The organism is Kribbella catacumbae DSM 19601 (genome assembly GCF_000372465.1).
GTDB classification, from domain to species: Bacteria; Actinomycetota; Actinomycetes; order Propionibacteriales; family Kribbellaceae; genus Kribbella; species Kribbella catacumbae.
This window is the reverse complement of the sequence record NZ_AQUZ01000023.1, coordinates 30525-43177: the sequence shown is the minus strand read 5'-3', so window position 1 is coordinate 43177 and position 12653 is coordinate 30525. Positions and strand designations below refer to the sequence as shown.

General features: G+C 66.9%; 6 protein-coding genes. 2 read left to right on the top strand and 4 right to left on the bottom strand.

Going from position 1 to position 12653, the window contains the following annotated elements:
• Positions 1 to 257: 257 nt before the first annotated feature.
• From A3ES_RS48065 to A3ES_RS56785, 3 genes are all read right to left on the bottom strand, one after another.
• Positions 258 to 1283, bottom strand: coding sequence for a M14 family zinc carboxypeptidase (locus tag A3ES_RS48065; protein WP_020389219.1), 1026 nt, complete (start codon positions 1281 to 1283; stop codon positions 258 to 260).
• A 161-nt stretch (positions 1284 to 1444) separates the two neighbouring features.
• Positions 1445 to 2134, bottom strand: coding sequence for a haloacid dehalogenase type II (locus A3ES_RS0123110; RefSeq protein WP_020389218.1), 690 nt, complete (start codon positions 2132 to 2134; stop codon positions 1445 to 1447).
• Between the two features lie 160 nt (positions 2135 to 2294).
• Positions 2295 to 2834 carry a COG4315 family predicted lipoprotein gene (locus A3ES_RS56785; RefSeq protein WP_026163123.1) on the bottom strand — a complete coding sequence of 180 codons (540 nt, stop codon included), beginning with the start codon at positions 2832 to 2834 and terminating at the stop codon, positions 2295 to 2297.
• Positions 2835 to 3189: 355 nt separating this feature from the next.
• Here A3ES_RS56785 and A3ES_RS0123095 point away from each other — a divergent pair, with 355 nt between their 5' ends.
• Together A3ES_RS0123095 and A3ES_RS0123090 are read left to right on the top strand one after the other, a co-directional pair.
• Complete coding sequence (locus A3ES_RS0123095; RefSeq protein WP_020389215.1) at positions 3190 to 3393, top strand: hypothetical protein; 204 nt, start codon at positions 3190 to 3192, stop codon at positions 3391 to 3393.
• Positions 3394 to 3655: 262 nt separating this feature from the next.
• Complete coding sequence (locus A3ES_RS0123090) at positions 3656 to 6736, top strand: AfsR/SARP family transcriptional regulator (protein ID WP_020389214.1); 3081 nt, start codon at positions 3656 to 3658, stop codon at positions 6734 to 6736.
• Between the two features lie 24 nt (positions 6737 to 6760).
• Here A3ES_RS0123090 and A3ES_RS48055 read toward each other — a convergent pair whose 3' ends face one another.
• Positions 6761 to 12565, bottom strand: coding sequence for an RHS repeat domain-containing protein (locus tag A3ES_RS48055; RefSeq protein WP_169501794.1), 5805 nt, complete (start codon positions 12563 to 12565; stop codon positions 6761 to 6763).
• Between the last annotated feature and the right edge of the window lie 88 nt (positions 12566 to 12653).

The following is a 12653-nucleotide window of genomic DNA, read 5'->3' as shown; positions in this document are numbered from 1 at the left end:
GACGCGGGCCGGATCTACCAGCTCGCACCGCTCGATGAGGTGTCGCCGAACTGCGCAAGGCCTTGGCCGGCGGTCCGGCCGTGGCCTTCACAGCGAACCAGCCGACGGCTAATGGGCCGTACACGCTGTAGCGTTCAGGCCCTTGAGCCGGCCGGAGTAGAGCGGGTTCTGCCAGGACGAGCCCTTCGACCTCGATCGCCGTACCCATCGACTGACTCCGCCCCGTCCCGAATCAGCCCGGGCCAGGCGACTGTCCCCTATTCCTCGTGCGGGTTCTCGATGAACTCGCCCCGCAGCGGGATCGTGTCGGCGCGGGCCGGGTCCTGGGTGAAGACCGTGCCCTCCGCGATCGACTCCAGCAGTGCCGCCATCGAGGCGTACGCCGTCCGGACCAGCATCCCGGAACTCTTCTGCCCGATATCGCCGCGCAGCTCGACCAGGACGCTGCCGGTGCCGCGGATGCCGTACGAGTTGCGCGCGATCCCCCGCGGCAACGTGCCCGGGTACTGACTGACCTCGGCGAACCCGTAGTGCATCAGGGTGTCGGAGATGACCAGGCACAGCTGTCTCGACAGCGCGACGGCCGGGGCTGGTGCATCCGGGTGGTTCGGCCAGAAGATCGACGTGGTGATCAGGTCTCCGTCGGCACTGCGGTACGAGCCCTGGTGGTGGTAGTCGACGACCACCCTCGGCTGGTACCGGATGGCGACCCGTTGCACTGCGGCCGCCTCGGGGACCGGGTTCGCCTCGGGCGGAACAGCTGGGTCGTGCCAGCGGTTGACGTCGAACCCGACACCCGGCGTACAGAAGGCGCCTGAACAGTCCGGGTCGTGGTTCTGCCGCTGGAATCGCTCGGAGCCGTCCGGGTTCACCTTGGGGATGACCAGCAGGGTCACCTTGCTGAGGATGGCGTCCCAGCCGGCGCCGCCGTTGCCCAGCCGCTGCAGCAACTGCAGCGCGGCCTCCGTCCCCAGTGGCTCGTTGCCGTGCTGCTGGGTGATGTAGAGGACTTTCGTCGCCCCTGTGCCGACCTTCGCGAGGTACAGGTCGCGGCCCTCGTTCGAACGGCCTACCGTCTCCAGCGCGACCCGGCCCTGTGACTTGCGCTCGATCTGCCGGAGTGCCTTCACCATCTCGTCGTAGGAGTGCAGGCGCTCCAGGCCGACATGTTGAGAGTCCTGCACCCACGGGCCGTTCGGGACGGTCTGTGGGTCGGCGGATGCAGTGGTCGCAACCGGCACGGCGAGGCCGGCGACCATCAACACAGCAAGCAATCGGCGCATGGCGGGCACCTCCAGGGGCAGCTGTTTGATCCCGACCCTAGTTGCGCCGATGAATCCCGGCAATGGCTCCGCTTCCCTGATCCGGCGATGTCCGCGCAGTGGGCTCCGACCGGCTCGCTGTCCGCCGCACAGCGACGGTCCGGACCTCCAAGCGATCACGGCTATGACTGGTACGACGCGGCAAGCGTTTCGGCCAGCGATTCGAGGTCGGGGGCGGTGAGGTTGGGCGGCAGGAATGCTTGCGGGTACGGCGTCCGCCGTCGATCCAGGTAGTAGCCGAGCATCCCGGCCCGACGAGCTCCGTCGATGTCCCACGGGTGTACCGCCAGCAAAGCCATCCGGTCCACCTGTGTCTTGCAGACCTCGGCGGCGTACCGGTACGACGCGGCGTGGGGTTTCCAGCGACCGGGCTTCTCGACGTCCAGTCGATGCTCCAGCAGTTGGAGAACCCCGGCCTCGGCGAACATCTGCTCCGACATCGCCGCTGCGCCGTTCGTCAAGGTGACCAGGCGGAACCCGAGCTCGTGCAGCCGCATCAGCCCGGGCGCGACGTCCGGATGTGCATGCAATCGGGTGAATCCGGACAACACGCTGCTGATCACGTCATCTGTCGCGTCGAGCCCTGCGCCCAGAAGCATCGAGTGGAGCACGTCGCTGCCGATCGTGCGGAAGGCGGCGTACGAGTCGGCGGCTGTGAGCGCGAATCCGTCCCGGAGCGTGGCCGCGAACCACGTGTCCAGGGCATGCGAGGGCAACCCCACGGCCTTGAAACGGGCACGCAGCGGTTCCATGTCGGACAGGGTCTCGTTGACGTCCAGCACCAGCACTTCAGGCCGTTGGTTAGTCACCATCGCGCCACACCCCTCATCTTGGATTGGTCGTGTCCGCGACCGGGCTGAGCCGGTCGAGTCTCTACAACGCCTTCGGCGGCATGGAAGAGCTCTACACCGCAGCGCTGCAGAGGTATCTCGACCGGACGCGAGCCGAGGTTTTTGATCGGACTCGACCGACTCAGACGGGCGCTGCCACGCCGGCCGAGGTGACTGCGAGCCACAATCCGCCGAAGCCCTCGATGTTGTGGCACTTCACCTCGTTCTTGCTCTCATGCGCATAGAAGTACAGCGGATGTCCGCCGTAGGTGACCTGGGTCGAGCCGTCGGTCCGCTTCGTCGTGCCAAGCAGGGACTGCTTCACCTCGCCGAGCGCCTTCGGTGTGCCCTTCGTCAGCACCGGCGGCCAGGCCTCGGCACAGGCTCCGTAGCACGCCGCGGCCGCCGACTTCTCCTTGTCGAACAGATAGATCGCCTGACCCGCAGTGTCGAACAGAATCACTCCGAAATCACTCGCAGCCGTCTTGACACCAGTCCCAGCAGGCGCCGGCGACGTGGACTGCTTCTCCGGCGAAGTCGAGCTGACGCCCGGCGAAGCCTGAGGTGACGATGGCACCGTGGCCGAGGATGTCGGCGCCGCTGGTTGCGGGCCCGCTCCCGGATCGCTTCCACAGCCAACCAGCAGCAATCCGCAGCCAGTGAGTACGGCAACCGTGCGCATCAGAATCATCTCCAACCTCAGGCGTTCCCGGTTCTGACGGTAGCGCCGAACAGACCAGCCGGGCCGGTTCCGTCATCGGTCCGTAAGGCACCCACCAGGGCGGTCTTGGCCGCCTCGTTGACGCCCACGAGTAACGTCTTGCGAGGCTCGATATCGATGTCGCCACTGTCGTGAACAGACCGATGATCTCTCACGCGGGGGCCGGATGAGCTGCACCCTGGCACTCCTCCCCTTGGGCGACTCATCCTAGGCGTGATCACCGACAAGCTCTAACCCGCGGCTGCGCTACGTTCCGATTGTGAGCAATGGTCCAAGAGGTAACGCCGGTTACAGATGGCTGTTCGGGTGCCTCGTCGTGCCGATCAACGGACTCATCGGTGGCATCGTCACCTGGCGCATCGTCGACGACGCGACCCCCTGCCACTGCGACGGTGAACCGGACGCCGAGTTTTACAACTCGATGCAGTCCATCCCCTACGGCCTCGCCGCCGCCGTCTTCACTGCAGCCATCACGACGATCGTCCTCGTCATCATGCTGCGGCGGCGCCCGGCTCCGTAGGCGAAGATCTCCCAGGCCGTCGCCCTCACCTGGCCGCACCGCAACACTCGCGATCTCGGCTCCCGCTCCGCGACCGGCGCCACGTACGGGCCACCCCGGCGCTCCTTACTAGCCGAGAGCGTGCGATCACTCCTTGCCGGTGACAACGAAGGCCGCGAATGATCACCCTTCAGCGTGCGCTGAAAGGTGGATCTAAGAGGGCCGCGGTGATCCGAGATGCGACACACTGTCGGCAGGGTTCATCGCGGAAGGAGTCTCAGAGTTGGAGTTCCGGGTACTAGGGCCCCTCGAGGTCGTCGACGACGCCGGGGATGTAGTTCCCCTGCCGTCGCTGCGCGTCCGAACGCTGCTCGCCATTCTCCTGATGCGCTCCGGAACGATCGTGACGATGGACGAGCTGGCAGAACAACTATGGGAGCATGCGACTCCTCCTGCCGACCGAAGGGCCTCCGTCCACACCTACGTGGGACGACTCCGGGCCGCCGTCGGCGCGGATCTCGTTCAGACCCGCCCGCCGGGGTACCAGCTCGACGAGCGGCCTGCCGACCTGGTCGCGTTCCGCCGTCTCAAGGATGAGTCGATACAGACTGTCGACCCTTTGCAGACTGTCGACCTGCTCACCCGTGCACTTGACCTGTGGCGCGGGGATCCCTTCGGTGGCATCTCGGTGACGTCCCTGCAGCGGGAAGAGGCAGCCGGGCTCAACGAAGAGCGCCTACACGCGATCGAGCTGCTGATGCAGGCCAGGTTGAAACTCGGCGAGAGCGCCGAGCTGGTTGGCACCCTCACCACGCTGACCAAGCAGCATCCGCATCGCGAGCGACTCTGGGCACAGCGGATGCTTGCCCTGTACAGGGCAGACCGGCAGTCCGAGGCACTCGACGTCTACACGGAGCTGGCGCGCTGGCTTGCCCACGAACTCGGCATAGACCCGAGTCCTGAGCTCCAACGACTGCGTCAGTTGATCCTCACAGCCGATCGCAGCCTGATCCCGGCAACTGGTTCTGTGCCAGACGTCTGGGTTCCGCGTGCACAACTACCGCTGGACATCCGGGATTTTGTCGGCCGGGCGGCACACCTCGAGTACCTCGAGCGCCAGGTCCTGGCTGACGGCGTACCGATCGTCGCCATCAGCGGCACTCCAGGTGTCGGCAAGACCGCCCTCGCAATCAAGCTGGCACATCGAGTGCGGCACCGGTTCCCTGACGGGCAATGGTATGTCCGACTCGGTGGCGCGAGCGATTCCCCGCGCCCGGCCGGAGATCTCCTGGTGGAGATGCTGCGGCTGGCCGGGCTGGACAGTCCTGCGGTTCCGGATGACATCGGGGCGCGGAGTGCGGCGCTGCGTGACCGGCTCGTGGATCGCCGGGTGCTGATTCTCCTGGACGACGCACGCACGGTCGATCAGGTACGCCCCCTGCTGCCTGGTAGCGACGGATGCGCCGTGCTCGTGACCAGCCGTCAGGATCTCGTCGGGCTGGCGGCGTTGGACGGTGCCCACCGGTTGGCGCTCGACGTCCTCGACCCCACGGATGCGACCGCCCTGCTCGAGCGGATGGTCGGTGGAGCAGCCCTCCGAGCCGACCCGCCGGCACTGGAAGCGCTCGTGCGTCTGTGTGACCGACTCCCCCTCGCACTGCGAATCGCCGGCGCGAACATCGCCGCCCGGCCCCGCGCCTCCCTGGCCGAACACGTCGCCGATCTGCAAACCGGAGATCGACTGGACAAGCTGAGAATCCCCGGCGACCCTCGTGCCGCCGTCGGCCTCGCCTTCGAGCTGTCCTACCGGAGTCTTCCCGCGGATGCTCAACGTGGCTTCCGGCTGCTTGGGCTGGTTCCTGGGGAAGACTTCACTTTGCCGGCGGCCGCTGCCCTGTTCGGCGTTGACCTCGACGGGGCGCGCGAAGTACTGGATGTCCTCTCGGCCGCAAACCTCGCACAACGGCGGACCCTGGCCCGATACCACCTGCACGACCTCCTGAGGCTGTACGCCGAGGACGTCGTCAGCGACACCGGCGAGGCACCGGACGCCCTGCGCCGACTCTATGACTGGTATCTGTTGTCATCGGTCGAGGCCACAGCCTTCGAGTATCCGGTGCTGACCGGGCTGCCTCAGCCGCCGGTACCGGCGCGACAGTTCAGCGGTCCGGCTCAGGCGGTCGCCTGGCTGGAATCCGAGCGCGCCAACCTCGTCGCTGCCGTGGAATCCGCCTGCGCCAACGGTCGAGGAGAGTTCGCCTGGCAGCTCGTCGATGTCCTCCGGCATTATCTGCTGCAGTCCGGGCTGCATCATGACTGGAGCACCGTCTTGAGCGCCGGCCTCGAGGCAGCGCAGACGGCCGGCAACAAGGTGGCCGAAGGTTTGATGTGGCAGTCCCTGAGCAACCTCGCGGACAGCCTGGGCGACTTCGAGCCGGCCCTGGATTGTGCTGCGTCAGCTCTCACGCTGTTCCAGGAGTCCGGCTTCGCCCGCGGGGAGGCGAGCATCACCAACAACATGGCGATCTCCTATCTGGGGCTCGGTCAGCTCCTGGAGGCTGAGAGGCTGCTGACCCGCAGCCGCGAGCTGTTCGAGCACGGCCCGGATTCGAGGCTGGCCACCCTGGTCCTGACCAATCTGTCCGCAACCCAGCGCTCGCTCGGCGACCTCTATGGCGCGGTCGAATCGGCGACCACCGGTCTGGAGATCGACCATGAGCTCAGCCGGCCGGTCGGGATCTGCGCGAAGCTGACGAACCGGGCTGATACCTACCGGCTGCTCGGTGAGTACGACCTTGCATTAGCAGATCTGCACGCCGCCTTGGAGATCTCCACTGAGTCAGCGCGGGGATTCTTCCTCACGTCGAACCACAGCATCCTTGCTGAAACTTACCTCGACCTCGGCGAAACAGTAGCCGGCCGTACCCACGCCGACGCCACGCTCAAGATGGCCGAGACCGGTGGAGACCTGGTGCACCAGGCGTTTGCGTGGAGATTGTTAGGCGATGGAAGCCTGTGCTCGGGCCAACTGGCGGAAGCCGCGCGGTGCTACCGGCTGACGGCAGCAATTGCCGTCAGCCACAACTTCCGCTACCTGCTCGCTGAGGCTCAACTGGGCCTCGCCGCGGTCAGGCTCAACGAGGGCGCGCTACCAGAGGCACACCACACCGCGACCCAGGTGCTCGATGACGCTCGGTCCCTCTCCATGCGCATCATCGAGGCGCGGGCAGCTGGTCTGCTGGCGCAGATCTGTGCTGCACAAGGGGATCCGGCTGCCACCAGGCACCATCAGCTGGTCGCTGACAAGATCATTGCCGAGACTGGCTACCAGCCCCCGAAGCGCGAGCTGCACCAGCCCGGATGACCCTCATCCGGGCTGGTGCGATGGTCAGCCGGCGATGCGGCCGAACAGCCGGAAGAACAGCGCACCCGCTGCCTTCACCTTCGAGCCACGGGACTCGTACAGTGCACCCTTGGCGTCGTACTTCGCAACGTCGAAGATCTCAGGGCTGTGCACGTCATACTTGTACTTCAGCGTCATGTCCATGGTGAACGAGGGGGTCTCCCTCGGCATCCTGACCACGGCGTTGGTTTTGCTCAGGTCGACCGGTCCGTAGCCCTCGGGCCACTCCACCCTGAAGTTCGGGCCGGCAGCAGCCGCGGCCCCTGCCCCGGTCGGGGCATTGGCGGCAACCGTGGTGGCCGCGACGAAGAGCAATCCTCTCGCGACACAGCCCGCACCGGCTGTACCCGCACAGGCGGCGACCGTCAGCCCGACATCGAGGACCACGCCGGCTACATCCCAGAAGTCCGGTCCCGCGGCAGCTCGCCGTCGCTGATCTGCCAGCCGCCACCGCTCCTCAGCCAGCTTTTCCTGCTCACGCCTCTTGCTCCACGCGATCTGGCGCTGAAGCTCTTTCTTCTTCGCATCCTGGAATTCCTGCCAGGTCGATTTAGGCAGCGCCATCGGCGGACGCCAGGTACGCGGCGCCTTGTACTTCTGAGTGTTCTTCTTGATCTGGCAGAACAGATGACAGACCTCATGGAGGTGCGGGCCGTACACCGGCGGCGGGTTGCCGTTGTAGTTGCACCTGCAGTCGTCGTAATCGGCGCGCAGGCCGGACGGATCGCTCAGGGTCGCCGGGTTGTTGCTCGCGTACGCGTAAGCGTTCAGCTGTTGCGGATCACCAGGGTCGGTCAGCGGATCCGGGGAGACGAACCGCCCCAGGGCGGGATCGTACTCGCGGACTCCCAGCCGGGTCAGCCCTGTTCCGTTGTTCGTCATACCGCCGACGAAGCCGCGGTTCCCGCCGGTCCAGGCAGCTGGTTCGCCTCGCACATTGCCGAAGAGGTCAGTTCTGCGTGCCGTGACAGCAAGGGTCGTGGAGTCGATCGCCAACTCCGCGGTGCCGTGCCGATCGGCGGCCAGCCAGGCGACCCCGGCCTTCGTCCGGACTCCGACACCTTCGTAGTACCGCGTTCCCTTCGCGGTCCCGGTGGCGGTGTCGTAGGTGAGCTCGCCAGCACCGACGAACAGTGTCACCGTGCCCGGGTCGCGCCGGATCAACTGGGCACCGTTCGCGTCGTACACATAGCTGGTGATTTCGGTCCCGTCGGTCCCGCTGATGACCGAGCCAAGGGTGCCGTCGTCGGACCAGCGGAGTGTCTGAGGCCCTGACGGCCCCGGCCGGGTGATCAGGTTTCCGGCCGGGTCATAGCCGTAGGCGCTGGTGGTCGTAGCCGCGCCGGTGGTCTTGACCGTTCTCAGTGCGTGCGGCTTGGCCGTCTTCGCCGACGGGTAGCCGTAGCTGCGGACCGTATCGGCCGCGGTACCGAGGCCGTTCTCAGTGTGAGAGATCCGGTTGCCTGTCAGGTCGTAGGCGAAGGTCTGCCAGTACGGCGCCGGGCCTCCGACCACGCTGTCCGAAGGTGCGGCGGCGCAGTCGTCCGTGGCGGTCCAGGCGGACGTCACCCGGCGCAGGTAGTCGTACCGGAAGCACTGGGTGTCGACCGCGGAGCCTGCGACGGTGTCGGCGATCTTGGTGACGTTGCCGGCCGGGTCATAGCTGTAGTTCACGTTGCCGGCCAGCACGTTCCCGGCCAGTTCCCGCTCGGTGAGTTGTTGCGCCAGCCGCCGGGTGCCCTCCTCGTAGTAGGACGTCTGCCAAACCCTCTTGCCACCGGCACCGAACTCGACCTGGGCCTTCTCCGAGAAGGCGGTGTAGTTCGTCGCCGTGATGTACTTCGCGGCGCCGGTGACTGTCTCGGGCAGGCCGAGAGCGTTGTAGCCGTAGACGAGAGTCTCCGCCGGCAGGTCACCGAGCTTGGGCAGGCCGACTGCGCTGGGACTGCCGTTGACGCGGTACGTCGTGGTCGAGGTGTAGCTACCGGCGATGCCCTTCTCTCCCTCCGGAATCGTCACCGTCTCCGTGGTCGGCCGCCCAGCGGGGTCGACCGCGGTCACCGTTTTCGTATACGGCTTCCCCGCGGTGTACCGGGTCGAGGAGACCACGGCGCCCTTGACACTCGTGCCGTCCGGCAGCCGGTCGTAGGTCCAGCTTCCCAGCAGCGTCCCGGTCGTCGAACCGAGGCGGGTTTCGACTCTGCGTCCACCCGCGTCGTAGATCGCGGCAACGGTCTTTCCGCGAGCATCCGTTGTCGTCAGCAACTGTCCGGCGGCGTCGTAGGTCAGGTTCGTCTCGCCCCGGTCCGGATCCAGGCTGCGAACCTCGCGGCCCAGTACGTCGTACTCGCTCCGCAGGATGTTCCCGGCAGGGTCGGTGACCGTGGCGAGGAGGCCGGCCTTGGTGTGACCGTAGCTCGTCGTATCGGCGCCGCCCGCCTTGTGCTGCTGCAGTTGCGTCGTCCGGCCGCGAGCGTCCGTGACAGTGGTCGTCGGCGTTGCGCCGTTCGGCGGAGTCACTTTCACCCGGTCGCCGCCGTACTCCGTCGTGGTGCGCCACTGTTCGACGTTCAGCTTCAGGTACACCGAGGCCGTCGGGCGGCCCGCCCCGTCGAAATCGGTCCTGGTGGCGGCAGGCACCTGATTGTCCTGCGGGGCGAACAAGGTCGCCGCCGGACCGGAGTCGTTGTTGTAGTAGGCGTTGCGCTTCACCGTCGCCAGGCCACGCGAGTCGTACGTCGTGTCGGTGAGTACCCGTCCACCCGCGGGGCTCGGCTCCTGCGTCTGCCTCGGACGGAGGAAGCCGTCCTTCAGCGCATACGAGGACAGATATGCCCCGTTCGCTGTCAGCGCCTCGGTCTTCACCCAGGTCGGAGCGTCTGCGCGAAGCCCGTAGCTGTACCGCTGATTCGGGCCGTCGCCGATCGCCTTCGAACGCCCCGGAGTCCAGACGGCGGTCACCCGGCCAAGAGCGTCATAGGTCAGGTCCGTACGCCGCTGGTTCGCGTCCAGCACCGCGGTCGGCTGCCCCCAGGCCGGATCCAGCGTGGTGGTCGTCGAGTGGCCGAGCGGGTTGGTGACCACCGTCGTCGTGGTGAGCCCGTTGAGCTCGGTAGACGACTTGGTCGTTGTGCGGCCGAGTGCGTCGGAGGACTCGAGCTCGCGGCCGAGCACGTCGTACGCGGCCCGCGCCGTGATGCTGTAGATCGGAGTACTTCCGCTGTAGGACTTCGCCACCTCGGTCGTCGTCACGTCGCCCTTCTGCGGCGCCACGCCGACGCCGCCACCGTCGTAGGAGGTGCGGATGTCGGCTATCGCGTCTGCCGGGTACGACGGGGTGGCGCCGCAGGCCACACCAACCGTCCGGGTATGACTCGGCAGAGCCACCAGCCAGCGGACCGTGTTCTTGACGTAGGACGTCGTGGTGCACTGTTCGTCGCCGGTCACGTTCACATCGCCCTTGTCCTTCATCTGGGTCGCGTTGCCGTGCTCGTCGTGGATCGTCTCGACCTCGGTGGTGCGGAATCCCCCGGCCGCCAGCGCGGTCCGGTCGGTGTTCTTGGCCGTCTCGACTTGATACGCCTTCAGCGTCCCCTGGGTCGCGGTCAGCCGCTGCGATGGGGTGCCGATGCGACCACTGACGACCGCACCGTCCTTCCCGTCGCGGGTGATCTCTTCGCGGAGGAATCCGGCCAGTGGTTCTTCGTCGGCGAGTGCCGTTCCCATCGAGTCGGTGACCGTCGCCGATCGCGTGCCTCCCGCGGCGAGCTTGTCCCCGTGCATCCCGCGGAAGTACTGGTACTGCGTCTCCGACTGCGGCTTGTCCGGTTCGCCGCCAGGATCCCCCTTGCGGACCAGGACCTTCTCATATCCTCGCCACTGGTTCCAGGTCTGCTTGTCGGTGGCGACCAGCGGGTCGTCGTCGTGCGCCCAGGCAGCGCCGCCGACGTACTGGTAGCCGGTGATCTGAGTCCGGCCGCCGCCGACCCGGTCCACCTCGTTGAGCGAGGCAACAACATAGAGATGGAACCAGTCGTTCACCGGCGTTACCGACGGCGGCATCGCCCACCGCACAGGGAAGCACCGCTTGGTGTTCAGGTCTGGCGCCGGCAGCGCACCCGCAACGCAGTCGGGAGCGGCGTACTCCACGTTGATCACACCGCCGGACTCCGTGTTGACCGCGTGGATCCGGTACTTGTTCATCGACGGCAGACCGTCTGTCGCGGCGTCCACCCGGTTCGCCTTCGCCGTGCCGTCGAACGTCACCGCGGGCAACGTCAGAGCACCCGCGGAGTGGGTGATGCCGGACAGCCACAACGATGGCGTGGTCCCGTCGCCGGGCGCGGGATAGCTGTGCGCGAAGGTCCACGACTCGACCGGCTTGTACGACGTCGCGCCGGTCCGGACCTCGGTAGTGATCTTGGCCAGCCGTTTCGTCGACCAGAACGTCGGCGAGTACGTGTTCGGGCACGTCGTACCGGCACAGTCCTGGTCCCACGGCACGTCCGGCCACGCCGCCGGAGTACGAACCGCACAGTTCGCCCCGGCTACACAACGGTCGGCGGACTGGAAGGTCACCTTCGCCGGCGCGGACGATCCGTACTCGCTTCCCTCGCGGGTGCCGTACTCGATCCGGTCCAGCGTGCCACCCCGCGTGTAGCTCGCGGTGCTCGTGGCCCGGTTCAGACCGTACTTGTTGGTCTCGGGAGCGTAGTAGTAGGTCATCGAGTTGCCGTGGGCATCGACCACGTGATCCAGGTTCCACCGATAGGCCTGAGCACAGGACGAGGCAGCGAAACTGGCCGCGTTGCAGGGCTCCAGCAGATCGTTGCCGAACACAGGGACAGTCCACGCCGACCCGGTCTCAGGCTTACCCTCTACCCAGCCGGGCAGGCGGTTGCGGCCGAAGTAGTACTGGGTCCCGTCGGTGGTGGTGATCTTCCAGTACTCGCCGTCCTTGTCCCCGTTCGCCGCACCCAGGAGCTGCTCGACCCGGGTACCGTCGTCCTTCTCGGGACGCCAGGTCCGGTTCCCCGTCGACACCAGCCGGCTCGACCGGCCCGCGAACGACATCGTCGCGTTGTCGGTCTCCCAGCACAGGTCGCCGGTCTTCGTCTGGCCGTTGTTGCCACCGAGGTCGTCGGCACACGTCTTGTACGAGCGTTCGACGAATCCCGGCCAGAGGTTCCAGCCTTCACCGGCCCAGGACGTCTGATTATTCGTCGATGCGATCCGGCCGTCGACGCCGCTCGATGCGTACGACGCCGACAGGTCGGGAGCCAATCCGCCCGGCACGGGAGGGGTTCGCAGGTTGTACCCCCAGGAGAACCCACCGGTTTGAGCAGAGACCTGCCACGTGCCGGCCGGCGACAGGGAGGTGGCCTTGTAGTCGCCTGTGGAGCCCTCCGCCCCAGCGGTCAGGGCCAGCGTGTAGCCGGCAGCCGACGCCGGCACATCCGCCGTCACCCGTCCGGACTCGACGTCGTTGCGGGTCCACACCGGGGTCCGGACGCCATCGTTGCCGATGGCTACTAATCGCAGCCGGCCGGCCCAGTCGGCACCGTAGGCGTTGCGAAATGCCGAGTAGTCCACCTCGACCGACACCGTGCCTGCAGAGGTGATCCCGTCGGTCCTGCTCAGCCGCAACAGCAGGCCTTCGACCCCGGCCCTCTTCGCGGCCGCCCGGTCGAGCAGTTGGACCCGCAGCCGGGACGGACCGTCGGCCACGGAGGAAGAGGTCCGACCGGCCTGCACCCTGCCGACGTACACAGGCAAGGAACCGGCTCGCATCTTGGGCGGCGAAGGCTGGGCGCTTACAGCACCAAGGGTCACCTCCGCTGTGGCGGGCAAGGGCCAAGTGGCCGAGGGCACTTCCTTG